Below are 24,193 nucleotides of genomic sequence, written 5' to 3' on the forward strand. Positions count from 1 at the left end.
AACTGGTGGAATAAATTTGTTGTTTTAACAAAAAATACCTAAATTGAATCCAGTTATGTTAATACATATTTTTACTGTTTCCCTTTTAAACTAAACTATGGAAAGTACAAAAAGATCTTTACTTGTTGCATGGGATTTTTCAACCGTTGCTGAATATGCTCTTGATCATGCAAGTATTTTTGCGGAAAATGTTGAAGCTGAGGTTATTTTGGTTCATATTGTTAAGAAAGAATCTCAAGTTGAGGATGCCAAAGTCAAGATGACGGAAGCTGTTGAAAAAATCTACAAGGAGAAAAACATTCGACCTGAATTCATTGTTCGTGATGGAAGTATATTTACAACAATAAATGATGTTGCCAAAGAAATGAATGCCATGTTGGTTCTTATGGGAACTCATGGAATTAAAGGTATGCAGAAACTTACAGGAAGTTGGGCCCTTAAAGTAATAGTTGGTTCCCGAGTTCCATTTGTTGTTGTGCAGGCTCCTCCCGTACAGAAAAAATATTCTTCGGTTGTTTTACCAGTTGATTTTAAGAAAGAGAACAAGGAAAAATTAAGTTGGGCTGAATTTTTAGGGAAGTTCTTTAAAGCCAAAATGCGAATTATTACGCCTAAGATGCCTGAAGGGCAGATGTTGCAAAGAACAAAAGCCAATTTGGTTTTTGCTAAAAAATACCTGGAAAGTAGAGGAATCGATTATGAGATTGACACTGCCGATGGAGGCAATGATTTTGCGATGGAAACAGTTGAGTTTGCAAAGAAAATTGATGCAGATATCATATTGATTATGACCACAAAAAATATTTCTTTCCAGGACTATATGCTTGGTGCACACGAACAGTTTGTGATAGCCAATTCGGCTCACATACCGGTGATGTGTGTAAACCCAAGAACCGATTTATCTAAATACGGTAGTTTTTACTAAAGCTTATCTTATTAATATCTATATTTGAACAACGGTTTTTTAGCCGTTGTTTTTTGTTTGATGTAAATGATAAAGTAAGATGAAATTAGTTTTTGCGACCAATAACATAAATAAATTAAAGGAGTTACAGCAGCTACTTGGTGAGAAAGTTGAATTGCTAAGTTTAAAGGATATCAATTGTAATGATGAAATTCCAGAGGACTATGAAACCCTTGAAGAGAATGCAACCCAAAAGGCAGAGTACATTTATAAAAAGTACAATGTGAATTGTTTTGCTGATGATACAGGTTTGGAAATCAAATCTCTTAATAATGAACCTGGAGTTTACTCTGCTCGTTATGCAGGAGTAGATAAGGATGCAAAAGCCAATATGAAAAAGGTATTGACTAAATTGGATGGAATTGAAGATCGTTCTGCTAGATTTAGAACTGTAATTTCTTTGTTTTTAAATGATAAGGAATATCAGTTTGAAGGAATAGTTGATGGTTATATTCTTGAGTCTGAGAGAGGTAAAGATGGGTTTGGCTATGATCCAATTTTTGAACCTAAGGGATACAATGTATCATTTGCTGAAATGGAAATGAGCGAAAAAAATAAAATTAGCCATAGAGGTTTGGCTGTTCAGAAATTGGTTCAGTTTTTATTGGATTACAAAAACTAATAAGTTGCTATGAGAAAGATTGCTATCCTTTTTGTGTTGATTTTTTACTTTAGCTCAGTACAATCGCAAACTTTTGTGGGGTGGAGTGAGCATTTACCATATCGTAAAGCAAAACAGTTGGTAGCATCTTCAGATAATATTTTCTGTCTTACAGAATCAGGATTGTTTTCTTATTCCTTAGTTGATAATGAAATAAAACCATTTAGTAAAACAAATACTTTATCAGATTCTGATGTGTCATCTATAGCTTGGTCTGATGAAAATGAGACTCTCGTTTTGGTCTACGCAAATGGAAATGTAGATTTTTTAAGAAATAACGAACTTGTAAACATCGATGACATTAAGAATTTTGATGGTTTTGCCGATAAACAGATTCGATCGATACATGTAAAAGACAACATTGCTTATCTTGGAACTAGTTTTGGAATTGTAGACCTTAACTTGAGAAAACAAGAAGTTTCCGATACCTACTTGATTGGTGAAAATGGATCTCAAATCCAAGTAAATGATATAATTACTACCGAAACTAGCATTTGGGCTGCAACAGAAAATGGAATTTATAATGCCAACTTAAATTCAGGCAATTTAGCAGATTTTAATAATTGGACTCGAATTACAAATATTCCAAATTATACAAGGGCATGTGCTAAGCTTAGTGTTTTTGATGGAGAACTATATGTTCTGAGAAATTCAATTGGATCTTCTAGTGAGATATATCAATACAGTAATGAAAATTGGAATTTATTTTACACAAATTCAGAGCTTATTTATTCAATACCAACTTCTACTAATGGGTTGTATGTTGTTTTAAATGAAGAAATAAAGGAATTTAATTCTTCTGGTAATGAAATAGCCATTATTTCAAGTTCTGAAATCAATAATTTTAGAGATATTTTATTGGAAAATGATAGAGTTTTCATTGCTGATCATGAGAATTCTCTTTTAGAGCACACAAATGGTGAATTTATACAAATTAAACCTGATGGACCATTAAGATCAGAGATAACATCAGTATATTCTATTGGAAAGCAAACATGGGCAAGTGCTGGCTTGGCAAATGAGGATTTACCTGCGGAGTTGTATCTGTTTTCAAATTTGGAATGGGAGAACTTTACTGATAGTAGTGTTGAGGAACTAAAAGATAAAAAGAGTATCACAAGCATTGCGGGTAATCCGAGAAATGAATCGATAATTTATGCTGGTACCTGGGGGGATGGAATATTTGAATTCGAAAATAAGGAATTAAAAAATTACTATCATTCTTCTAACTCACCATTAGACAATAATGGAATTGTTTCTATGGATTCCGATGATGAAGGCATACTATGGATCTTGGATGCCAATTCGGGAAGGAGTATTAAAGCTTTAACCAGCGAAAAGGAATGGGTTTCTTTGTCGTATAGCAGTATAGATAATCGTTCGGATTTACGAAAAATTATTGCACTTCAGAATGGCGATAAATGGGTTTTAAGAGGATTGGGAAGTTCATTGTTTGCGTTTAATGTCAATCGTACAATAGCGAATAATGATGACGATGTAAAGAGTAACTTCTTTGTGCGCGATGAGAATAATTCCAATATCAGTTCACAAATTCATGATATTACAGAAGATCAAAAAGGGAGTGTTTGGCTAGGTACATCAAGTGGAGTTGCTGTGTATTCAGATCCAGGAACCATATTTAGAGATGGAAATTTTTTCGCATATCGTCCCGTGATTACCATTGATGGTTCAACTCAATATTTACTTTCTACCGAGAATGTGCAATGTATCGAAGTAAATGGGGCAAATCAGAAATGGCTTGGGACAGAAAATTCAGGAGCTTTTTTGGTCACGGAAAATGGGGATAAGCAGTTGACTCACTTTAACACATTGAATAGTCCTTTGCCATCAAATAACATTCAAAAGATATCGGTTAACCCAGGAACAGGTGAGGTTTTCTTTGTCACAGATAAGGGAATGGTATCATACAGGGGAAAAGTGACTGAAGGAACGGAAAATTACAATGACTTATATGTTTATCCTAACCCAGTTAGAGAAACTTACAAAGGAGATATCACTGTAAGTGGATTAATGAGCAATTCGACTGTGAAAATTACCAACGTAAGTGGAAACTTGGTTAGGGAAGGCAAATCGGAGGGAGGCCAATTTATTTGGGATGGAAAAAACTTTAATGGATCAAGGGTTCATACTGGAGTATATTTGATATTCTGTTCCAACTCCGATGGTTCAAAATCTAAGGTAATTAAGCTGCTATTCATTAACTAAGCTATTATGCTGTATCAAACCAAAGGCATAGTATTGAATCGTGTTCAGTATGGAGAAACCAGCCTGATTGTTCATATTTACACCGAAAAGTTTGGTCGTCAATCTTATATAGTGAAAGGTGGTCACTCAAAAAAGTCGAAAAGCAAAAGCAATCTGTTTCGACCTTTTTTTCTTTTGGATATGGAAGTGTACCATCGCGAGGGAAAAAACATACAGTCCTTAAAAGAAGCCAGACTTGCAGAAACTTTTAATAGCCTGATTTTTGATGTATACAAAAGTTCTATTGCTCTTTTTCTAAGTGAAGTTCTTTCGAAAGTCTTACGCGAGGAAGAAGCGAATCAAGAACTATTTGTTTTCTTGTACAATAGCATTCGATATCTTGATTTGACGGATGAGTCGGTAGAGCTATTTCACTTCTATTTTTTAACCAAATTAACTCGCTTTTTGGGGTTTTACCCTCAAATGAATTGGACAGAACTTAACTCTTGCTTTGATATGGACAATGGACGATTTGTTTCGGAAATTAATTCACATGCTCATTGCTTAAAAAAGGAAGAAAGTAAAGTGTTGTTTGATTTGTTTAATACTTCAATTGATAAGCTTAATGATTTAAAAATTAGCTATAATACATCAAGAATACTCCTTCGGGGAATTCTAAATTTTTATGCACTTCAAAGTCAAGGATTATCTTCGCTTAAGTCACTTTCTGTGATTGAGGAGCTTTTTAATGGCGACTAATTATTAAATTTTTTTATGCTCTGTTTTGATCTTCCAAGCTGATTAAATACATTTGCAATACTAAAATGGCCCCATAGTTCAAGGGATAGAATAGTTGTTTCCTAAACAATAGATCCAGGTTCGAGTCCTGGTGGGGCTACCTAATCGAGCAGGCTGACAGTTTTGTCAGCTTTTTTTTATGTTGTTCTGTTCGTGTTGCAATTTATATACTTTAATTGAGATCTTTCACATATCTAACAGATGCACCATAGTCCTTTTGCATATTTACTCTAAAAATCACATCCTCAAAAGCATTAAAATAGCGAACCCATATATTTTCTGGTTTGTGATGATTTGATGATGTCCAGAATCTTGTATCATATTCGGTATGACCAATTCCGTCTACTCGCGCGTTATAATAGCCTGCCCATTGAAAATTGAAACCCGAGCTTCCTCCAATGTACAATTTGGTTCTAAGACCAACTCCTCTGCTACCTTCAAGTTTTACTTCGGAAGCAGTAACTCCTAATTCGATTTCCAATTGTTTCCATTCTTCATCAGAAGGTAAATGCCAACCTTCAGGAGCACTTGAAATAGCTGCATTCCAAGTATAAAGGAGTCCGTGCTCCTTGCAAAATTCTTTTGAATAACAAAAAGTTCCATTGGTTTCGAATTGGAAGTTCTCAGCCATCCACCATTGATTACCAATTTTTACTGTTTTGTACTTTTTCCCATCTCTTTTATCAACGAATTCTGAAGTTTCATTTTGGTCTCTAATTTCAAAAGTAGAGCTTTCGCTTATGTAATTTTCTGTATTTGTAATTCTAATACTGTAATCGCTGGAAGCTTTGATAGTACTTGGAATTTTCCACTTGAATTTATTGTGTGGGATATCTGAAGCTATTGTCATTACAAATTCATTTTTATTAAACAAATCGATATTGAATCTAGTTTCTACGATACAACTCCAAACAATACTATAGTCAAATCCCTTTACGAAATATTCGTTTCCATCAGGATATGATATCTCTATAGAAGCTGAGTTTTCTTCCGCTTTATCACATGAAGAAAATAATATAAATAAAGCTAATACAGTTAGAATTCTATTCATATCAATATTTTATACGTAAGATACGTAAAAAACATTTTTTGATGGATGTAAAATACTGAGAAAAATAGCGATGATGAATTTACTATTGGGTTTTGTACAATTAAATAATATAAAGTAAAAAGTTTGATCTATTGTTTTACTTCGACCTTTATAAAAACTATTAGTATTTTTCTTTATTATAAGTGATGTAAAGGAATTAAGATCACAATTATGACTCAAACTTAGTTCTCGATTCCATGATAGCTTCCATATTTTCTTCTGCCCAATCCACCAAATTGTTGATATGTATTAATAATGATTTTCCTCTTTCTGTAATTTCATATTCATTCTGATATGAAAGTACCATATCATGAACATGCAGCTCAGGATGAAGTATTTTATTGTATAAAAGGAGAAGGTATTGGTATACTAGACGGAAAAGAAGTAGAGTTAACCGTAGGAGGTGTTTTAGTTGCTCCAGCTGGTTCGATGCATACTCTTAAAACTGATGGAGATTTATACGTAACAGCTTTACTGGTTCCTGTAAATAGAATTATCTGCCACTGCAAACAAGTGACCTATGGTGATATTAGGATGGCGATGGTTAATGGAGCTCGTACCGTAGAAGAAATAAAAAAAATTACAGGAGCAGGTACTGGTTGTGGGAATTGTATTGATGATGTAAAAAAAATATTGGGATTAGCTTGTGGTTGTAAGATGATAACTATGGAAGCGGTTGTTGATGCTTTTAATAATGGAGCCAATACAGTTGAAAAGCTTGGAGAAGTGACAGGAGCAGGTACCGATTGTGGAAAATGTAAACTTTTACTACAGAATATAATTGATACAAGAAGGTAATAAACTTCGCAAGATTCGGATTTTTCAGACCTACCTGCTAGAAGCTTAAAAGCAGCATAACAGTTGAGAGAGGTGAAAATAGCTTGGTAAAAAAATAAATACCTCTTTAATTATTTCAATTAAAGAGGTATTCTTGTCACTTATGAATAAATTTTTGCCTTTTTTGTTTTATTGAAAGTCGAATATAAAGGCATGTTTTTTTATGAATTTGCCAGTATGATAAACTATTAAACGTTAGTTGAAAGGCCCATTGTTAATTTTTGAAAGTTCTTCATTTATTTCGAAGATTCGCCCTCTAATTTCTGAATATCCCCACTGGTTTAGTCTTTCGGTATGCATTGCCAAATATTTTTCTGCATTTGCTCTGTTGTCAAATACATAAACACCTCAGGCTGTTTTGTCAGATTCATTCTGAGTCCAGATTTTCCAAACTACACCTGGTTCATCATTAATACTATTTGCAAGATCTTTCATTTGCTTTGCCATTTCCTCGCCAAAAGGTCCTGAGTGAGGAAAATCTACATACATAATTACTGCCATTTTACTTTATTTTAAATTGTTTATAACTTATCGAATTTTAAAATCCCATCCACTTTACTTTTTCTTTTAAATCAGGACTTTGTCTTTGTGGTGCAATTGGTTCCATATCAGGATACCCAATTGGAATAATCCCAGCTATGAGCCTGTCTTCGGGCATAGCTAAAATTTCTTTTACCTTTTCAGAATGATTTAATCGGCTCCCAATCCAAACAGTACCCAGACCCATTGCCTTCGCTTGCAAAAGTATATTCTGAATAGCTGCACAACTGGCTTTCAAAGCCTCTTCTCTTTTGAAGCTGTCCTTTAGTTTTGGGTAGCTTACAATGATGTGGCAAGGAGCACCTCCAAAATTTTTTGAGTATTCCAGCATTTTTTGCTTTTCCTTTCCAGGGATATAAGGTGCTAAAGGAATGTATCCTTTGGCAAACTTGTAGAACTCATCAGATATTTTTTTTGCAAATTCATCTCGTGCAACAACGAATTCCCAGGGTTGACTATTCCCCGCTGATGGAGCCCAATTGGCTGCTTGCAATACTTTTTCTATTAAGGCGGGCTCAAGTTCTTCATCCTTATATTTTCTAATGCTTCTCCGATTTTTAATTACATCTATTACATCCATTCTGATTTAATTTTTATTTTTTCTACCAGCCCCATACATGTTAGCACTTTGATTGACTTTTCTTGATGGGCCTCATTGGTTTTGTGTTATTGATTGTCTTTTAGTTTTATAAAGCTTAAAATTGCCAGCAAGGCAAAAAATATTGGATCCGACCATCCAAATCCAACAAAGATTTTAGTAAAACCTGCATATAGTGTTATTAGTACGCCAAGAACATTTGTTAGCATCAAGCCTTTAAATAGTTTTTGTGCAGTAAGACTTTTAGTTTCTGCATCCTTAAATAAAAAGCCTATAATTGCTATACCGCCTAAGAAAATGCTATTGTGTTGAGATAAAAATGTTGAATATTGGTCATTTAATTGTACACCATAATTAGGCCATATGAGTTTAGGGAAAAAGAATAATCCAATTGCGAAAATCGCATAAATGCTACTATGTACTTTTAGGAAAGTACTGTTACTTATTTTTTTCATCTCCATCTAATTTTATTTTCATGTACAAATAAAGAAATAGAATGCTGTATATTTACTATGTATTTCCTCAAGGAAACCGGTATCCTCGAGGTAACTAACAGGGAAATTCTGAAAAAATGGAGAAGAAAGAAGATGTCATTTTATCCAAGCAATGTGTTTTGCAAATAAGAGCCATAAAAGATACCATGGAACTCTTATCGGGAAAATGGAAAATGCAGATAATTGGTACATTGTTACGGCATGGAACAATGCGATTTATGGAGCTTAAAAGAACTTTAAATGGAATAGCTCCCAAAAAATTATCGAAGGATTTACATGAGCTGGAAATGAATAAGTTAATTACGCGAACAGTTAAAAATACGAAACCGATTACTGTTGAGTATTCGATAACAGAACATGGCAGAACATTAGATGGTTTAATAGGGGAAATAATTGATTGGGGATTAACACATCGCCAAACGATAATAGGATAATCTCTGCTCATATAGAATAAAAACAATGTCTCGATTTACTGATACTCTTTCTTTTGATCAAGCCAGAAAGTTGGTCTTGTTATCTCAACAAATCCCTCCGGTAAAGCATAAGGGAAAAGCTATTGATGCCAGTCTTTCGGCCATCGAGCATTTGGGCTACATTCAAATTGATACCATTTCGGTGGTTCAGCGAGCGCATCATCATACTTTATGGGCTCGAAATCCAAAATACCAAGCTTCACATCTCGACCAGTTACTTGCCGGTAAAAAAGTATTTGAATATTGGTCACATGCCGCTGCATACCTGCCTATTCGCGATTTTCGTTTTAGCTTGATACGTAAGCATGCAATAGCAAGTGGAGTACAAAATCATTGGTTCGAAAAAGATGAGAAATTAATGAATTCCATTTTGAAGCGAATTGAGGATGAAGGTCCTTTGATGGCGAAAGATTTTGAGAATACCGACAAAAAAAGAAGAGATTGGTCGAGTAAGCCTGCCAAAAGGGCCTTGGAAAATCTGTTTATGCAAGGCGATTTGATGATTCCCCGCAGAAACAATTTTCATAAAGTTTACGATCTTACCGAAAGGGTAATTCCAAGAGATGTTGATGTTTCTATGCCAACAGAAGAAGAGTACATTCGTTTCCTGATTGTTCGATATCTGGAGGCAAATGGATTAGGGTTGGCTTCGGAAATGGCTTACCTATTGAAAAATACCAAAGCATTGGTGGAAAGATACCTGAAAGAAATGCACTTCAGTGGAGAACTGCTGCAAATAAAAGTAGGAGAGACGAATTATTATGCTCTACCAAATGCTCTTGACCTCTTGAATAAACCTTTGTCGCGCAGCAAACTTAAAATACTTTCACCCTTCGATAACTTGTTGATTCAGCGAAAGCGTATACAATCCTTATTCGATTACGACTATCAGATTGAATGTTATGTGCCCGAGGTCAAACGTAAATTTGGATATTTTTCCTTGCCAATTCTTTGGGATGGTAAATTGGTTGCCAGAATGGATTGCAAGGCAGACAGAAAGACATCTATATTACATATCAATCACTTGGCTTTGGAAACCAGGCTAAAACCTGGCGAAAAATTTTCTTTGGCATTGAATAAGGAATTGGAATCATTTATGGAATTCAATAATTGTGGACAAATTCATTTTCACAAAGTTTCTCCTGTGGGTTTTAAAATTTCAATGTAAGCAAATAAAGTAATTATGATTTTTTTGTTAACTTAAAGCTTGTATTTGAAGAATCAATAAAATATTTCTCAAATTTAGCCCCGTGAGTAGGATAGATCTTAAGAATATGATCAATGAGAAAATGAGTTACAATAGAATAACTCTGTCCTTTCCTAACGAAATAGAATCACACTTTAGAAAAGTATACTTTAAGAATTCCATTGTACAAGTTCGTGTAGCACTGATTTTGGTAATGATACTATACGGTCTTTTCGGATTATTAGATTTTCTAATGTTCCCTGAGTATGCCGAAACATTCATTAAGCTTCGTTTTTACTTGGTTATCCCATTTATCTTCTTGATTTTCTTACTAAGCTTTTTGAAAGTATTTCGAAAAGTTTGGCAATTTTTATTGGGTATTGCCTATGTGGTTGGTGGAATGGGGATCATTACAATGACTCAGTTTGAACCTGAATTCAACGAATACTATGCAGGATTAATTCTTATTTTCTTTTCTGGTTATTTGTTTGTTAAACTTCGCTTTTTTGGGGCCACATGTGCGGGATGGCTCATCTTGTTAGCCTATAATGTTATCGCAAATTTTGTAATAGAAACTTCGAATTCGGTTATCATTAGTAACAATTTCTTTTTTGTAAGTGCTAATTTGATTGGAATGTTTGCTGCCTATTATATGGAATTACAGACCAGAAAAAATTACTTCCTGAATCTGAAATTAGATGAGGAAAAGGTGTTAATTAAGAATCTGAATAGAAATCTGGAAAAGAAAGTTGAAGGGCGTACGATTGAATTGGTGAAAGAGAAGAAGACAACAGAAGCAATTAATGCCAATATATCAGCAATTATTGAGGGGACAAAAGATGGAATATGGGCTATCAATACCCAAAATGAAATTTTGTACTTAAATCAGGTTTTTAGAGATAGGTTTTACGAGCTTTTTGGTATTCATCTTGAATCAGGGGATTGTATTGTTGATTTAATCCCTGAACCCATTCGAAAAACTTGGGAATTGCGTTATTATAGAGTTTTAAAAAACGAACAGTTTACCATTGAAGATGAATTCACAATTGGTGAGCAATTAACCTACGTACAATTTACATTTAATCCGATTGTAAAGAAAGGTAAGGTTGTAGGTGCTTCTTGTTTTGCAAGCAATATTACATACAGAAAATTGGCAGAATTGGAAATTATTAAGGCCAAAGAAAAAGCAGAAGAAAGTGATAGGTTAAAATCTGCATTTTTAGCCAATATGAGTCACGAAATAAGAACTCCAATGAATGGAATTCTTGGTTTTGCAGGATTGTTAAAAGATCCGGATTTAACTGGAGATAAGCAGAAAGAATATATCGATCTTATAGGAGACAGTGGCAAAAGAATGCTTAATATCATCAATGATATTATGGATATTTCGAAGATCGAAGCGGGATTGGTTGAGCTTAAAATTCAGAAAACAAATGTGAATGATCTATTGGAACATATTCATTCTTTTTTCATACCGGAAGTAAGAGAAAAAGGATTGCAGTTTTTCCTAAAAGATTCAAAGAATGGATCACCAATAATTATTGAAACAGATCAAGAAAAATTATATGCAATAATTTCAAACCTGGTTAAAAATGCAATTAAATATACTAATAAAGGTTTTATAGAGTTTGGTTGTATTGAGAATTGTGAGTGTATGGAGTTTTACGTAAAAGATACAGGCATTGGAGTTCCGGAAGAAAAACAAAAACAAATATTTGAGCGTTTTATGCAAGCCGATGTTTCTGCAACAAGAGTGCATGAAGGGGCAGGACTTGGGTTATCCATTTCAAAAGCATTTGTTCAAATGCTGAATGGCGACTTCCGCCTCACAAGTGAGCTAGGCAAAGGATCCATATTTTCGTTCACAATCCCGAAATAGACCAGCCAAAAGTATCTTCCCTGTCCAAAATCTTTTAATATCTACCCTTGCTATTTTCATGCATATTGAATTATGGATTTATCTTTTGGATAAATTCATTTCGAAGCAGATTTTTTTATAATTTCGTCGGTACAAATCAGAAAATAAACGATTAATATAGATAAAAATGGATATTAAAGCACTTAATGAGGAATTGAGAGGTAAAACTCCAAAAGAGATTATTGAATGGGCAATTGCATATGGTAAAAAAGCAGTGGTAACTACCAACTTCAGACCATACGAAGCTGTAATTTTACACGCTTGTGCCGAAGTGAAGAAGGATATTCCGGTAATTTGGTGTGATTCAGGATACAATACCTCTAATACTTATCGTCATGCCGAAGAAACCATTAAGCAGTTGGACTTAAATGTAAAATTGTATGTGCCTAAGCAAACAGCAGCACATCGCGATGTGGTTATGGGTATTCCTGATATCAATGATCCTAAGCACAAAGAATTTACTGAGCAGGTGAAAATGGAGCCTTTCCGCAGAGCAATGGAAGAGCACAAACCAGATGTTTGGTTCACAAACTTGAGAAAAGGTCAAACTGCTTTCCGCGATTCTATTGATATCCTTTCTTTATCAGCTGACGGTATGTTAAAAGTAAGTCCGTTTTACGATTGGAGCGATGAGGATATGGACAAATATCTTGCTGAGAACAATTTAGGAATCGAAACCAAATATTTCGATCCAACAAAAGTTCTTGGTAACCGCGAATGTGGATTACACGGATAATGTATTTCAGTAGGCTTGCTTAAAGTTTGTTACAAAGAATTAAAAAGACGCTTTCGTCCCTGTGTGGATGAAGGCGTTTTTTTCGTTTGAGTAGCCATAAAACCTCTTGCGGGTGTATAAAACCGGCTGCGGGGGCATAAAACCGAATGCGGAGGCATAAAACCATTAGCGGAAACGAATCTACGCTCGTTGAGACCATCCGAAGGGCTAAATCATCGATCTTACCAATTGATTTGTCAATTCTACCGCAAGATTTGTCGAATTTGAGCTTGCAGAACCAATTCTACCACTCAAAACATCAATTCTACCGACTAAAAAGTCAATCCGAAGCATGATTTATCAATCCTACCATCAAATTAGACTAATTCCCAAGCATTATAGCTCATAAAAAGCCTCTTTCTTAAACTCTTCCAACTTCTTTTCGAAAAGAACCGAGAAATTACTTAGTTCAGTTTTGTGTTTATCGGCAAAAGCAAATCGGAAAGGAGAGTGACGTTCACATTGAAGGATAAATTCGGGACTAAAATCTTTAGGGTTGGTAACAACCGATGAACCGAATAACAATCCAAAACTACGTTTAATCAATCCCTGGAAGGCAATTTCACTTGGATATATACTCTTAATGGTGGCCAATACCTCTTTTCCCAAATGATACGTTTTGCACAGCATTCTATCGAGATATTGCGAATGCAGATTTTTAGAGAAACAGGTAAAAACTCCTTCATACAAATCATCTCTGGCATCTTGAAGATCGTCTAATATCTGCAAATATGCGCCATATTCGTATAGAAAATGAAGCTGATCATAGCTCAATTCCCCGGCAATTAAATAACCATCCGCAATAACCGATGCCGCACCTTTAGTCACAGCAATCTCGAAGCATTCAATATCGCTTAAAACCGTTTTTCTCGTTAGTGCTATACTTTTGGTTTGGGCATGATGAATATCCAATAAACTTTCATACACTTTTGGATAATTGATTCGAGAATAATCATCCTCTATCATTCCAACCAATTGATAGATTTTTTCTTCAGCTTCACTTTTTGCAATAACTTCTTCGCCTTTTAATCGCATCTCAAAACGTTCCGAAAATTCAATCTTATCTTGATGAGAGATTCTTCGCGAATCAATGAAATTATCGGTATACGGATAAAGAAGGCTATAAGCCAGGGTAGATGAAGTGGTTTGAACAGGATATCCAAACAAGGATTGAAGACCAAAAACAATCCACTGGTTTCTTAATGCCTGAAAAAGTTCCTCGTTACCCAAGTTCGAATCAAACTGAAGGGCTTTTCGGATAAAATCCTTGGTGGCATGAATCATATCATCAGAAAAAATCAATTGCAATTGATCATTGGAGTATGACAACTCCTCTTTAAAGAAGGATTTACACTTTTTAAAAAGCAATTCATTTTCGAGATTTTCTTTTTCGCTGTTCGATTTTACAAAGCTGAGAAATCGTTCGCATTTTAACTCCCAGATGTATTTCTCAATAAAAGAGAACTTTGGCTTATTGACAGGAAATTCTTCCGAGCAATTTAGCCATTTGTTGATGAATTGATTTAGAAATTTGTTGTATGCTTTTGTGTGGTCAATCATTTGGTAATTTGTTCATTTACTGATACAAATTCAGAAAAATATCCGAAGCATGAAATTTAAATCGTTCAAAGCCAATAATTACCTGCTGAATGCTTTTTTTACACAGCTATGGCAGGATATCAGTCCCTAATTCATTGATTCTGAAAAATGAAATCTTTACTTTAGCAGTCTGATGATCGTGAAACGTCTGAATAATCTTGAAATGTATAATAATTAATAGTAACAGTTCTCAACTAACTGTTTACTGATAATTGTAAAAATATGAAATTCACAATACTTGAACCAATAGGAATGACCGCCTGTAAATATGGTCAACTTAAAAAAGAATTTGAAGAGTTGGGACACGAGTTGGTGTTCTTTGGAGATCGAAATGAGGACGAGCAAGAACTCATCAAACGAGCAGAAGGAGCCGATGCGATTGTAGTCAGCAATATTCCAATCACTAAAAATTTTATTAATGCCTGTCCAAATCTTTCCATGATTTCGGTGGCATTTACAGGTGTAGACCACATTGATATGCAAGCTTGCAACGAGCGAAACATTTTAGTTTCCAATGCGGCCGGGTTTTCTAATGAATCGGTTGCCGAACTTGCCATTGGCATGATTTTGTCGGTATACCGCAAGATAGTTGGTGGAGATGCAATGACTCGTTTTGGAGGTGATCGTGGAGGATTTTTAGGAACTGAGCTAAATGGAAAAACATTAGGTATTATCGGAGCTGGCGAAATAGGCCTTAGAGTGGCCGAAATAGCCAAGGTTTTTAATTGTAATGTTCTTGCCTATAGTCGAAGCGAAAAGAGCGTAGAAGGCGTTAAATTCGTCGATAAAGAAACTTTATTGAAGGAGTCGGACATTGTTTCATTGCACGTGCCATTAACATCGGAAACAAAAGGCTTAATGGGAAAGGATGAATTCAAACTAATGAAACCTGAAGCAATTCTAATTAATACAGCTCGCGGACCTGTTGTAGATAGTGATGCATTGTGCTGGGCCCTTGATGAACACGAAATTGCAGGTGCAGCTGTTGATGTTTACGAAAAAGAGCCACCATTGGACAAAGAACACATCTTGTTTACTGCACCAAACCTGATTATGCTTCCGCATATTGCTTATGCTACTAACGAATCGTTCGAAAAACGAATCGATATTGTAATGGAAAACATTAAGCTTTGGCTTCAGGGTAAACCAAGAAATATAATGAACTAATTAAGTATAAAGTATAAAGGAGGAAGTAAGATGTAGTAATACTTTCTCCTTTATACTCAGAACTTTTTACTTTACAATCTTCACCAACTGTGTAATTCCGGTTAACTTTCCTTTTTTGTTGTAGGATTCACTTCGAATGGTACCAATATCTTTCGAAATCCACATTACATTGCGGATGGTAACATTTACAAAGCCAGTCTTACTTTGAACCTCCTCAGAAAGTTTGTAACACTTAAAATTACCTGCCGGTGTATCTATATTTTCTAAAGCTTCAACTTTTCGATTCACGATATTGGTGGTCATATTCATGTTCATTACTCCACCTTCAATCGAAATGGTAATTGAACCATCTTTTAGTGATTGTCCAGGCTTTAAATTTGGGGGATACATCAAATCATCCGTGGTAATTTTAACCTCCATATTCTGGAAAGCCTCCATTTGTTTTTGGTTTAGGTACTGATCCATATCAATGTAAAATTCATTGCCTTTACAGCGGAATGTAATGGTGTCCGACAGAATAACTTTGTCTTTTGAACTTTTATCCATCGTGGTTTGCAACATGGAGTAAATGGTTTCACCACCTTTATTTTTAATCGATAGTAGCTTTTGGGTATACGAGCCTAGTACTTTTCCTTTCTGATTAGTCATTTCATAATGCAACTCGGTTCCTACGGTGTTGGGAATGTAAATGTTGCATTCCTGGCTAAGTACAAGGTTAGAGTTCAAGAATAGAATAAGAATCAGATAAAATATCTTTTTCATGATAATTAATTGTGGCAAAAAGCCGGGTTTAAAGTGAAATGGTACAAGTCGCCAAGTGGCAACCATAAGAGTTTGTGGGAACTTTTAAATGATTATCTAATTTATCAAATAATGATGTGTGAGAAAAATAAATTTTATGAAGATTTTTGAAATTTAAGAGTGATGGGTCTTTTTTTTAATAAAGCAGTAGCGATTTAGAAAATCTTTGATACTTTTAAGTTTAAATCAAGTATTAATATGAAACGAACATGAATTTTAGCATTCTAAATTGCAAACAAGAATGTTTAAATTCATCGAGATCCCGAAAGCTTTCGGGACCATATGGCCAAAAATAAAAGTTTAATCAGATGAAACTGGAAATAAAAGAATATCAATTTGGTGAACGCCCTCAAGTTACCAGACCAAATAGAGAAATATTAACGATTCTGGGTGAAGAAGGAATTAGAAAGTTAGTAGATGATCATTACAGTCTTTTGCGAGAAAGTGAAATAGGAGCTATGTTTCCTCCCGATGATAAAGAGTTTGAAGCAGCCAAGTTACGCTCATCTGATTTTTTTATTCAAATTTTAGGAGGACCACAATATTTCAATCAGAATAGGGGTGAGCCAATGTTGGTGCGTCGTCACAAACCATTTAAAATTACGGCCGAAGGAAGAAAAATCTGGCTTGAATGTTATCAGAAATTGTTACCAGAGCTTGGTCTTTCAGATGAGCTTTTAATGTCTTATTGGAACTATCTGAATGTATTTTCAACCTGGATGATAAATAACGAAGAATAAAAAAAGAGATCTGTTACACAGATCTCTTTTTTAGTTTTACTATCTAGTTTTTAATATAGCGTCCTTCTTTATCTTTAAAGCTTCCAACTGCAATGATGATTAAATCAATTAGAGTCCAGATTCCTAATCCACCTAATGTTAATAACATTAATACTCCAGTTCCAATTTTACCTGCATAAAAACGGTGAACTCCTAGATTTCCTAGGAATAGACACAATAGTATCATCGCAACAAAATTCTTGTCGCTTCTTTCTACAACAACTTCCATAGTTAAATTTTAATTTGTTAAACGGATGTGTAAAATAGTAAAAATTATCACTACTCATGTTAAGACTACATAAAAAAAGCTGATGATTAATGAATCACCAGCTTTGCAAAGTATTTTATAGATTGTCTTAGATGATCAACATTGCATCACCATAAGTTCCAAATCTGTATTTTTCTTTAATTGCCTCTTCGTAAGCAGCCATTACATTGTCGTAACCTCCAAATGCACAAACCATCATCATTAAAGTAGAAAGTGGCAAGTGGAAATTGGTAATCATTCTGTTTGGCACATGGAATTCATATGGAGGGAAAATAAACTTATTGGTCCATCCTTCATATGGTTTCAAAGTTCCCATAGTTGATACCGAACTTTCAAGAGTTCTCATTACTGTTGTACCAACTGCACAAACATTTTTCTTCTTCTTCTTAGCCGAGTTTACTTTCTCTACAGCTTCATCTTCAATAAAGATTTGTTCAGAATCCATTTTGTGTTTGGTCAAATCCTCTACGTCAACAGTACGGAAATTACCCAAACCAACATGTAGAGTTACCTCTGCAAAATCGATACCTTTAATTTCCAAACGCTTCATTAGCTCACGGCTAAAATGCATACCAGCTGTTGGAGCTGCAACTGCACCTTCATGTTTTGCAAAAATAGTTTGGTAACGTTCTGCATCTTCTGGTTCTACTGAACGATCGATGAATTTTGGAAGTGGAGTTTCTCCTAATCCGAAAAGTGTTTTCTTGAATTCATCATATGGTCCATCGTACAAGAAACGAAGTGTTCTACCTCTTGATGTAGTATTGTCAATTACTTCAGCAACCAACAAATCGTCATCTCCAAAGTACAATTTATTACCAATTCTGATTTTACGAGCCGGATCAACCAAAACATCCCATAGTCTTTGTTCGCGATTTAATTCGCGTAATAAGAATACTTCAATTTCTGCACCTGTCTTCTCTTTGTTACCATACAAACGAGCAGGAAATACTTTGGTATTGTTGAACACCATTACATCTTCATCGTCGAAATATTCGATCAAATCTTTAAAGATTTTGTGCTCAATTTCACCTGTATCTTTGTGAAGTACCATTAAACGAGATTCATCTCTGTTATAGGCTGGATGTAAAGCAATAAGTTCTGTAGGTAATTTATACTTAAACTTAGATAACTTCATAAGGCTGAATGACTTTTAAAATATATTTTTTGTTATTGGAAAACGCGAAGCATTCCCTTTTACGAAAAAGTTGCAAGATAGTTATAAATTTTCTAAGAATTTTATAAAATCTTCAATTTCAATTGCATCGTCGATTTTGAAATCGCCGATCTGAGTACGTTGCAGAGCTGTTAAGTGAGCACCGCTATTTAAAGCCTGACCAATGTCACGTGCTAAAGCTCTGATATAGGTTCCTTTGCTACAAACCACTCTAATCTTAAGAACATTTTCTGCAAATTCGAGAACTTCGATTTCATCGATCACCAAAGTTTTCTTCTTAATTTCAACTTCCTGACCTTTTCGAGCATATTCATAGGCACGTTTACCGTTTACCTTAACTGCCGAATAATCTGGTGGTCGTTGCTCTATGCTTCCAATAAAACCTTTTAATGTTTCATCAATTAGTTCACGAGTAATGTGTTCTGTTGGATATTCCTGATCGATTTCTGTCTCCAAATCGAAGGAAGGAGTGGTTGCTCCCAATTGCAAAGTGGCAGTGTATTCTTTCACCTGCGATTGATAAGTATCAATTTTTTTGGTGTATTTTCCAACGCATACAATCATCAATCCGGTAGCCAAAGGATCCAATGTCCCTGCATGACCAACCTTAATTTTTTTCACACGAAGCTTGTGTTTGACTTTGAACTTTACCTTGTTCACCAAATCAAACGAAGTCCATTTGTATGGCTTATTCAGCAGAATAAAAGCCCCTTGTTGAAAGTCATTATCGGTTTCGAATCGAATCATTAGAAGTGATTTGCCATTTTTACAATTAGGCTGCAAAAATAGCAATTACTCCGATAATCAGGCAATAAATGGCAAAATAGATTAGTTTTCCTTTCTTAACCAGCTTAATCATCCAGCTGCAAGCCAGTAATCCAGAGATAAAAGCTGCAAAGAAACCAACAATTAAAGGTGTAACTTCAATGTTGCCATGTGAGGTAAATTCACCACTAGCCAAACAAAGAATATTTTCTCCAATAATCGGAACCAAAACCATTAGGAAAGAGAATTTTGCAATATCTGCTTTTCTGTTGCCAAGCAGTAATCCGGTTGCAATGGTTGCTCCAGAACGCGAAATACCAGGAAGAATGGCAAATGTTTGTGCCAATCCAATGATTAAGGCATCCTTAAAGGATATTTCTTTGTCTTTTTGCTTTGCATAGTAGGTAAAACCCAGTAAAGTTGCTGTTACCAACAACATACAACCTACCAAAAGCAAAATGCCATTGTTATCGAAAAGTGCTGATACTTCATCTTTAAAGAAAACCCCAACAATTCCGATTGGAATCATAGATATGGCAATTTTAAAAAGATATTGGGTAGATTCGTTCCATTGGAAATGAAAAATATCCTTAAACAGTGAAAGAATATCTTTTCTGAAAACAATGATGGTACTAAGTACTGTTGCTCCATGAACAATTACAGTAAAAGCAAGATTATTTTCAGCATCAACACCTAGAAGAGCTTTTCCCAACTCTAAGTGCCCACTGCTACTAACAGGCAAAAATTCAGTAAGTCCCTGGAGTAATCCAAGGATTAAGGCTTCAATCCAATTCATAAAATTAAGTAGTATGTTTTTCCGATATTAAATTCGGAATCAGATAGGTATTACGCTATTTGTCTTCTTTTGGTTTCTTCATAATGGCATAAATTTCGAAAGCAAATCCGAACAATACCACCAAAGGAGCAAGCGTAATTCTTCTGAAACTGAAAATGCTTTCATCAAATACATTAGGATCATCAGACCCTCCACCCATCATAAGCAAAAATCCAATAATGATAATTACAAAACCAATCAGAAGAAGTTTGTAGTTCTCTTTGCCAAGAGCGAAACCAGGTTTGTTATCTTGTTTGTTCATGTTTTCAAAATTTATCCGTGTTCGGAAATCAACGCCAAATTTACAATAAAATTTACTGAATCAGCATTTAAAATGTCTTAAGTTTTGTTAACTCCTAATCTTTAGTACAATGATCTTGATTCTAATCGTAAATATTTATTTACTGCAAACAAAGTTGAAATCCAGGTGATGAATAAACCTGTTAGAATAATCAGTAAAAATAATACTCCTACTAGCTCGATATTGTTAAAAGTTATTACTTGTCTTAGTTCTTTTTGCGATAAATAAATAACACCAGAAAGCATTGCGTTTGCAATTAATGCGCCTAAAAATCCATGAAGAAGTCCTTTGCCTATAAATGGTTTACGAATAAACCCTCGTGTGGCGCCAACCAATTGCATGGTGTTTATAATTAAACGCTGAGAATAGATTGATAATCGTATGGTGTTGTTGATCAGTGTAAACGAAATAATAAATAAAATGGCACTAAAGCCCAGAAGGATTAAACTAATTCGTTTTACATTATCGTTTACCAAATGAACCAATGATTTTTGATAGTAAACCTCTTGCACTTGCGAGTACCTGGTAAAATCTTTTTCGATAACAGCAATGCTATCAGGATTGGCATACTCAGCATATAGTTTTACATCGATTGTAGCTTGTAGTGGATTGTAACCCAAAAAAGAAATAAAATCTTCACCAAGTTCTTCCTGTAGCTCTTTTGCTGCAGTTTCTTTGTCGACAAATTCGGTTGCTTTGACATATTCTGTGGCATCCAGATTTTTTTGTAGACGTCTTATCTCAACTTCCTTTACGTTGTCTTTTAGGATAATAGAGACACCAATATTCTCTTTCACATAGTTAGAAAGCTGATTCGCATTTAAAATTAGCAAACCCGTTAGTCCTAACATGAAAAGAACCAGAGAAATACTGATAACAGAAGTGATATAAGAGGAGCGCAAGCGGCGCTTTGAGCCTTTTTCTTTTTGTGCCATATGTTAGCTTGTTTTAAACCGATTAGGATCAATCATTAATTGGTCACTTGCGAAAATACAATTTTTAAACAAAAGGAGAAAGTTTCCGCAAGTCTAGTCAAGACACATTCACAATTTCATGCATTTACACATTCGCTAAACCTTTTTTGTTAAATTTGTAATTGTATCACTACCAAACAAACAATTGTACATTGGGAATTATTCGACAACAAACCATTAAGGGAAGTTTCGTTTCATATATCGGAGCGATTTTGGGATTTATAAATACGGGAATACTATTTCCTAGGTTTTTAGAAGCCGATCAGATTGGATTGATCAATTGGATCGGACCAATGGCTGCCATAGTTGCTCAATTTTCTTCTTTGGGATTCAATAATGTTACTGCGCGTTTGTTTCCCTATTTCAGAAATGAAAACCGGAATCATAACGGGTATTTGTTTATTTTGTTTTGGGTAGGAATGGCAGGCTTTGCTCTGGCTTTAATCAGCTATTTCATTTTGCATCCTTTTGCCGTTGATGCATATCAGGACGAATCTCCACTGTACTTAGATTATTTGGTATATCTGATTCCACTGGTATTTTTCACCATTTTCTTCAATTTATTTGATGCTTACAATCGGGTGTTATACGATGCTGTTTCAGGAACCTTTTTTAGAGATATCGTATTTAAAATCCTAAATCTTACGATAATTCTTTTGTTTTCGGTAAGCATATTGGATTTTTCAGACTTTGTTCTGTTGTATGTAATTGCTTATTGTTTGCCAACAGTATTGCTCTTTCTACTGCTTTGGTTTAGAGGCAAAATTTCATTTAAGTCAGATTTGAAATTTGTTCGTCCAACACTTAAGAAATCCATGATAAGTGTTTCTCTTTATGGTATCTTAAATGGCTTGAGCGATAAGTTGGCAAATCATATTGACAAGGTGATGATTGTGAGCTATGTAGGCTTGGGTGCTAATGGGATTTATGCTACAATGGCAAATTTTGGAGTATTGGTTTCGATGCCTGCCCGAAGTTTAAAAAAAATTGCAAGTACGGTTATTGCCGAGGCATGGAAAAAGAAAGATTTAAAAACAATTGCTCAGATATACTCTCAAAGTGGATTACATCAATTTATGGTAGGATGTCTTTTATTTGTAGGTATATGGATCAATATTGATAATGTAATTGAAATTGTAACGGATCGTTTTATTGATGGGAAATACGTTATCTTTTTTATTGGTATCGGGCATGTGATTCAAATGGCATCTGGAGTGAGTGGAGTGGTCATTCAATCGTCGCCATACTATAAAATGCAAGCTGTATTCATGACTATTTATGGTCTTTTGGTAATCCTTACTAACCTTATCATGATTCCGATTTGGGGAATTACAGGAGCAGCCATTGCATCCGTAACAGCAACTTTCTTTTTTAACCTATCCAAATATTTATTCTTACTAAAGAAATACAAATTCCAACCCTTTAATTACCGATATCTAATGGTGATGTTAGTTGCTGTAGCTGCTTATTATGCGGGAACATTATTACCAAAAATGAATTGGTTTGTTTTCGATATTGCTATCAGATCATCCATAGTTGGAGGAGTATATCTAATCTTATCCTTCGCATTTGGCATATCGAAAGATTTTAATCAGTTTGTGAAAAAGTTTATGAAGCTTGGTTAATGACAAATTTCATGATCTAGCTTTTGTAACTTCCATCTTTTGTGACTCCATAGCCAGTATTCGGGATTTTGTTTGATTTGATCTTCGAGCAGTTTGGTGTGTTGCTTTGTGATGCTTCCATATTTAGCCTGTTGTGGGTTTTCTTCGATGATCTTTAATTCTACATCGTAATATCCGCGCTTAACTCTCTCAATATTTAAAAAGACAACGGCATAATCAAAATCAACAGCATATTTTTCTGTACCAAACATTACAGCGGTATCCTGATTTAGGAATTTAGTCCAGAATAAGTTTGTTTTGTTGCGCTTGGGACATTGATCACTACCAAATCCTACTAAATATGTTTTGTCTTTTTTATCTTCTAAAAAGCTTTTTGTTTCTTGCTTAGGAATCAGTTGTAGTCCTGATTTACCTCTGGTTTCTCTAAATTTCTTGTCAAAAAATTTATTTGATAATGGTTTGTAAATTGCACTGGTTTTGTGTTTTAACGAGCCGCCAAGTGCAGTCGCAACCATTTCCCAGTTGTTGTAATGCCCAAATGCAAGCACAATACTTTTCTTTTGTCTATACAATTCATCAATAACTTCCAGATTTTTTATTCTACATCGTTTTTGAGCTTCTTCAGCACCTATGCTAAAGCATCTGATACTTTCTACTATAAAATCACAAAAGAAACGATTAAAATCACGGGCAATTCTTTTGTGTTCCTCATCACTTTTTTCAGGAAATGAGTTTCGAATATTGTTCAAAATCAGACTTTTTCGATATCGAATGACATAATGGTTTAAAACAAAAAGTAGATCTGATATCAGGTATGAAAAACGAAGTGGTAGTAGAGATATTGGCTTTAGAAATAGGTAATACAATAGTGGTGTCATGCTTAATATATTGGTGGTTCGCCCACAAATATAGAAGCATTCCGGGAATATAAAATTTGAGTTTGATAATAAGGAAAAATTATTCCTTGATGATTTCAATAATCTCGGTGGTTGAGATAGATGGAGTGCGCTCTAGATAAATGACTTCGCAAAGCGATTTGAATTCATCAAATCTTCCTTCCCAATCGTTACCCATAACCAAAACATCGGCATTGTATTTCTTGATATATTCACCTTTTAGCTCCAACGATTCTTCGTAGAACACCTCGTCAACCACTTTTAAAGATTCAATGATTCTCATTCTATCTTTCTCGGTGTAGATAGGGTTCTTTTGCTTTTTAGAGAAGTTTAAAGCATCGGTAGAGATTCCAACAATTAGATAATCACCCTGTGCTCTGGCACGTTCTAAAATTCTTAAATGTCCGATGTGAAATAAATCAAAAGTACCAAAAGTGATTACGCGTTTCATATGATTGTTGTTTGTC

Annotated in this window: 26 protein-coding genes, 1 tRNA gene and 1 pseudogene; 13 read left to right on the forward strand and 15 right to left on the reverse strand. The window is 34.7% G+C overall.

The features are described 5' to 3' along the window. Positions 1–97: 97 nt before the first annotated feature. From DF185_RS18915 to DF185_RS18935, 5 genes are all read left to right on the forward strand, one after another. Positions 98–925: a universal stress protein gene (locus DF185_RS18915; protein ID WP_110362560.1), complete on the forward strand. Its 828-nt coding sequence runs from the start codon at positions 98–100 to the stop codon at positions 923–925. Positions 926–1,004: 79 nt separating this feature from the next. Next, positions 1,005–1,586, forward strand: a complete 582-nt coding sequence (locus tag DF185_RS18920) for a non-canonical purine NTP diphosphatase (protein ID WP_110362562.1) — start codon at positions 1,005–1,007, stop codon at positions 1,584–1,586. A 9-nt stretch (positions 1,587–1,595) separates the two neighbouring features. Then, entirely contained in the window at positions 1,596–3,851 is a 2,256-nt protein-coding gene (gene porZ, locus DF185_RS18925) for a type IX secretion system anionic LPS delivery protein PorZ (RefSeq protein WP_110362564.1), read from the forward strand. 6 nt (positions 3,852–3,857) lie between these two features. Beyond that, complete coding sequence (recO, locus tag DF185_RS18930) at positions 3,858–4,589, forward strand: DNA repair protein RecO (protein ID WP_110362566.1); 732 nt, start codon at positions 3,858–3,860, stop codon at positions 4,587–4,589. Between the two features lie 67 nt (positions 4,590–4,656). Further along, positions 4,657–4,728, forward strand: a tRNA-Arg gene (locus DF185_RS18935). Positions 4,729–4,800: 72 nt separating this feature from the next. On the opposite strand, the gene DF185_RS18940 is transcribed toward DF185_RS18935, so the two are convergent. Both DF185_RS18940 and DF185_RS23635 read right to left on the reverse strand, forming a co-directional pair. Next, a complete protein-coding gene (locus DF185_RS18940) occupies positions 4,801–5,679 on the reverse strand; it encodes an FISUMP domain-containing protein (RefSeq protein WP_110362568.1) in 879 nt (292 codons plus the stop codon). 208 nt (positions 5,680–5,887) lie between these two features. After that, positions 5,888–6,025: a winged helix-turn-helix transcriptional regulator gene (locus DF185_RS23635; protein ID WP_165836076.1), complete on the reverse strand. Its 138-nt coding sequence runs from the start codon at positions 6,023–6,025 to the stop codon at positions 5,888–5,890. Between DF185_RS23635 and DF185_RS18945 the strand changes: the two genes are divergently transcribed. Then, a complete protein-coding gene (locus DF185_RS18945) occupies positions 6,013–6,516 on the forward strand; it encodes a (2Fe-2S)-binding protein (protein WP_110362570.1) in 504 nt (167 codons plus the stop codon). The genes DF185_RS23635 and DF185_RS18945 overlap by 13 nt on opposite strands. A 234-nt stretch (positions 6,517–6,750) precedes the next feature. On the opposite strand, the pseudogene DF185_RS23975 reads toward DF185_RS18945, so the two are convergent. The 3 genes and pseudogenes from DF185_RS23975 to DF185_RS18960 all read right to left on the reverse strand — a co-directional run bounded on the left by DF185_RS23975 (position 6,751) and on the right by DF185_RS18960 (position 8,148). Next, a pseudogene (locus DF185_RS23975) lies at positions 6,751–7,056 on the reverse strand (monooxygenase). A 37-nt stretch (positions 7,057–7,093) separates the two neighbouring features. Continuing rightward, entirely contained in the window at positions 7,094–7,675 is a 582-nt protein-coding gene (locus DF185_RS18955; RefSeq protein WP_110362572.1) for a nitroreductase family protein, read from the reverse strand. Between the two features lie 86 nt (positions 7,676–7,761). Beyond that, the gene (locus tag DF185_RS18960) at positions 7,762–8,148 is read right to left on the reverse strand and encodes a hypothetical protein (protein ID WP_207784699.1); all 387 of its coding nucleotides are present in this window, start codon (positions 8,146–8,148) and stop codon (positions 7,762–7,764) included. Between the two features lie 116 nt (positions 8,149–8,264). Here DF185_RS18960 and DF185_RS18965 point away from each other — a divergent pair, with 116 nt between their 5' ends. The 4 genes from DF185_RS18965 to DF185_RS18980 all read left to right on the forward strand — a co-directional run bounded on the left by DF185_RS18965 (position 8,265) and on the right by DF185_RS18980 (position 12,500). Then, on the forward strand, positions 8,265–8,621 hold the full coding sequence (locus tag DF185_RS18965) for a winged helix-turn-helix transcriptional regulator (RefSeq protein ID WP_110362574.1): 357 nt from the start codon (positions 8,265–8,267) through the stop codon (positions 8,619–8,621). Between the two features lie 25 nt (positions 8,622–8,646). Next, on the forward strand, positions 8,647–9,828 hold the full coding sequence (locus tag DF185_RS18970) for a winged helix-turn-helix domain-containing protein (RefSeq protein WP_110362576.1): 1,182 nt from the start codon (positions 8,647–8,649) through the stop codon (positions 9,826–9,828). Positions 9,829–9,910: 82 nt separating this feature from the next. Then, a complete protein-coding gene (locus DF185_RS18975; protein WP_133250088.1) occupies positions 9,911–11,725 on the forward strand; it encodes an ATP-binding protein in 1,815 nt (604 codons plus the stop codon). A gap of 166 nt (positions 11,726–11,891) precedes the next feature. Continuing rightward, complete coding sequence (locus DF185_RS18980) at positions 11,892–12,500, forward strand: phosphoadenosine phosphosulfate reductase domain-containing protein (RefSeq protein ID WP_110362580.1); 609 nt, start codon at positions 11,892–11,894, stop codon at positions 12,498–12,500. A gap of 375 nt (positions 12,501–12,875) precedes the next feature. Here DF185_RS18980 and DF185_RS18985 read toward each other — a convergent pair whose 3' ends face one another. Further along, positions 12,876–14,099, reverse strand: a complete 1,224-nt coding sequence (locus DF185_RS18985; RefSeq protein ID WP_110362582.1) for a hypothetical protein — start codon at positions 14,097–14,099, stop codon at positions 12,876–12,878. Positions 14,100–14,360: 261 nt separating this feature from the next. Between DF185_RS18985 and DF185_RS18990 the strand changes: the two genes are divergently transcribed. After that, entirely contained in the window at positions 14,361–15,305 is a 945-nt protein-coding gene (locus tag DF185_RS18990) for an NAD(P)-dependent oxidoreductase (protein WP_110362584.1), read from the forward strand. A gap of 66 nt (positions 15,306–15,371) precedes the next feature. Here the strand turns inward: DF185_RS18990 and DF185_RS18995 are convergent, their stop codons facing one another. Continuing rightward, positions 15,372–16,067 (reverse strand): TapB family protein, encoded by a 696-nt coding sequence (locus DF185_RS18995; protein WP_133250089.1) that lies wholly within the window; start codon positions 16,065–16,067, stop codon positions 15,372–15,374. 347 nt (positions 16,068–16,414) lie between these two features. Here DF185_RS18995 and DF185_RS19000 point away from each other — a divergent pair, with 347 nt between their 5' ends. Beyond that, the gene (locus DF185_RS19000; RefSeq protein ID WP_110362588.1) at positions 16,415–16,846 is read left to right on the forward strand and encodes a globin domain-containing protein; all 432 of its coding nucleotides are present in this window, start codon (positions 16,415–16,417) and stop codon (positions 16,844–16,846) included. A 43-nt stretch (positions 16,847–16,889) separates the two neighbouring features. Here the strand turns inward: DF185_RS19000 and DF185_RS19005 are convergent, their stop codons facing one another. The 6 genes from DF185_RS19005 to DF185_RS19030 form a co-directional block, all read right to left on the reverse strand. Next, a complete protein-coding gene (locus DF185_RS19005; RefSeq protein ID WP_110362590.1) occupies positions 16,890–17,114 on the reverse strand; it encodes a TM2 domain-containing protein in 225 nt (74 codons plus the stop codon). A 127-nt stretch (positions 17,115–17,241) separates the two neighbouring features. Next, a complete protein-coding gene (gene queA / locus DF185_RS19010; protein WP_110362592.1) occupies positions 17,242–18,291 on the reverse strand; it encodes a tRNA preQ1(34) S-adenosylmethionine ribosyltransferase-isomerase QueA in 1,050 nt (349 codons plus the stop codon). Between the two features lie 81 nt (positions 18,292–18,372). After that, positions 18,373–19,077 (reverse strand): tRNA pseudouridine(55) synthase TruB, encoded by a 705-nt coding sequence (gene truB, locus DF185_RS19015; protein ID WP_110362594.1) that lies wholly within the window; start codon positions 19,075–19,077, stop codon positions 18,373–18,375. Between the two features lie 25 nt (positions 19,078–19,102). Next, positions 19,103–19,891 carry an undecaprenyl-diphosphate phosphatase gene (locus tag DF185_RS19020; RefSeq protein ID WP_110362596.1) on the reverse strand — a complete coding sequence of 263 codons (789 nt, stop codon included), beginning with the start codon at positions 19,889–19,891 and terminating at the stop codon, positions 19,103–19,105. Positions 19,892–19,946: 55 nt separating this feature from the next. Continuing rightward, the gene (locus DF185_RS19025) at positions 19,947–20,192 is read right to left on the reverse strand and encodes a DUF3098 domain-containing protein (protein WP_110362598.1); all 246 of its coding nucleotides are present in this window, start codon (positions 20,190–20,192) and stop codon (positions 19,947–19,949) included. Between the two features lie 101 nt (positions 20,193–20,293). Further along, on the reverse strand, positions 20,294–21,166 hold the full coding sequence (locus tag DF185_RS19030) for a cell division protein FtsX (RefSeq protein ID WP_110362600.1): 873 nt from the start codon (positions 21,164–21,166) through the stop codon (positions 20,294–20,296). Positions 21,167–21,357: 191 nt separating this feature from the next. Between DF185_RS19030 and DF185_RS19035 the strand changes: the two genes are divergently transcribed. Next, positions 21,358–22,830 (forward strand): oligosaccharide flippase family protein, encoded by a 1,473-nt coding sequence (locus tag DF185_RS19035; protein ID WP_165836077.1) that lies wholly within the window; start codon positions 21,358–21,360, stop codon positions 22,828–22,830. Here DF185_RS19035 and DF185_RS19040 read toward each other — a convergent pair. Both DF185_RS19040 and DF185_RS19045 read right to left on the reverse strand, forming a co-directional pair. Next, positions 22,827–23,708: a lysophospholipid acyltransferase family protein gene (locus DF185_RS19040; RefSeq protein WP_110362604.1), complete on the reverse strand. Its 882-nt coding sequence runs from the start codon at positions 23,706–23,708 to the stop codon at positions 22,827–22,829. The two genes, DF185_RS19035 and DF185_RS19040, sit on opposite strands and share 4 nt — an antisense overlap. Positions 23,709–23,787: 79 nt before the next feature. Next, a complete protein-coding gene (locus tag DF185_RS19045) occupies positions 23,788–24,177 on the reverse strand; it encodes an FAD synthase family protein (RefSeq protein WP_110362692.1) in 390 nt (129 codons plus the stop codon). Between the last annotated feature and the right edge of the window lie 16 nt (positions 24,178–24,193).

The organism is Marinifilum breve (assembly GCF_003202155.1).
In the GTDB taxonomy this organism is placed as follows: Bacteria; Bacteroidota; Bacteroidia; order Bacteroidales; family Marinifilaceae; genus Marinifilum; species Marinifilum breve.

Coding starts and splice junctions, on each gene's coding strand:
- DF185_RS19005 (WP_110362590.1), bottom strand. CDS start 17,114: ATGGAAGTTGTTGTAGAAAGAAGCGACAAGAATTTTGTTGCGATGATA.
- DF185_RS18945 (WP_110362570.1), top strand. CDS start 6,013: ATGAAAGTACCATATCATGAACATGCAGCTCAGGATGAAGTATTTTAT.
- recO (WP_110362566.1), top strand. CDS start 3,858: ATGCTGTATCAAACCAAAGGCATAGTATTGAATCGTGTTCAGTATGGA.
- DF185_RS19000 (WP_110362588.1), top strand. CDS start 16,415: ATGAAACTGGAAATAAAAGAATATCAATTTGGTGAACGCCCTCAAGTT.
- truB (WP_110362594.1), bottom strand. CDS start 19,077: ATGATTCGATTCGAAACCGATAATGACTTTCAACAAGGGGCTTTTATT.
- DF185_RS18980 (WP_110362580.1), top strand. CDS start 11,892: ATGGATATTAAAGCACTTAATGAGGAATTGAGAGGTAAAACTCCAAAA.
- queA (WP_110362592.1), bottom strand. CDS start 18,291: ATGAAGTTATCTAAGTTTAAGTATAAATTACCTACAGAACTTATTGCT.
- DF185_RS18965 (WP_110362574.1), top strand. CDS start 8,265: ATGGAGAAGAAAGAAGATGTCATTTTATCCAAGCAATGTGTTTTGCAA.
- DF185_RS18995 (WP_133250089.1), bottom strand. CDS start 16,067: ATGAAAAAGATATTTTATCTGATTCTTATTCTATTCTTGAACTCTAAC.
- DF185_RS23635 (WP_165836076.1), bottom strand. CDS start 6,025: ATGGTACTTTCATATCAGAATGAATATGAAATTACAGAAAGAGGAAAA.
- DF185_RS18940 (WP_110362568.1), bottom strand. CDS start 5,679: ATGAATAGAATTCTAACTGTATTAGCTTTATTTATATTATTTTCTTCA.
- DF185_RS19045 (WP_110362692.1), bottom strand. CDS start 24,177: ATGAAACGCGTAATCACTTTTGGTACTTTTGATTTATTTCACATCGGA.
- DF185_RS18960 (WP_207784699.1), bottom strand. CDS start 8,148: ATGAAAAAAATAAGTAACAGTACTTTCCTAAAAGTACATAGTAGCATT.
- DF185_RS18955 (WP_110362572.1), bottom strand. CDS start 7,675: ATGGATGTAATAGATGTAATTAAAAATCGGAGAAGCATTAGAAAATAT.
- DF185_RS19030 (WP_110362600.1), bottom strand. CDS start 21,166: ATGGCACAAAAAGAAAAAGGCTCAAAGCGCCGCTTGCGCTCCTCTTAT.
- DF185_RS19020 (WP_110362596.1), bottom strand. CDS start 19,891: ATGAATTGGATTGAAGCCTTAATCCTTGGATTACTCCAGGGACTTACT.
- DF185_RS18915 (WP_110362560.1), top strand. CDS start 98: ATGGAAAGTACAAAAAGATCTTTACTTGTTGCATGGGATTTTTCAACC.
- DF185_RS18990 (WP_110362584.1), top strand. CDS start 14,361: ATGAAATTCACAATACTTGAACCAATAGGAATGACCGCCTGTAAATAT.
- DF185_RS18985 (WP_110362582.1), bottom strand. CDS start 14,099: ATGATTGACCACACAAAAGCATACAACAAATTTCTAAATCAATTCATC.
- porZ (WP_110362564.1), top strand. CDS start 1,596: ATGAGAAAGATTGCTATCCTTTTTGTGTTGATTTTTTACTTTAGCTCA.
- DF185_RS18920 (WP_110362562.1), top strand. CDS start 1,005: ATGAAATTAGTTTTTGCGACCAATAACATAAATAAATTAAAGGAGTTA.
- DF185_RS19040 (WP_110362604.1), bottom strand. CDS start 23,708: ATGACACCACTATTGTATTACCTATTTCTAAAGCCAATATCTCTACTA.
- DF185_RS18970 (WP_110362576.1), top strand. CDS start 8,647: ATGTCTCGATTTACTGATACTCTTTCTTTTGATCAAGCCAGAAAGTTG.
- DF185_RS19025 (WP_110362598.1), bottom strand. CDS start 20,192: ATGAACAAACAAGATAACAAACCTGGTTTCGCTCTTGGCAAAGAGAAC.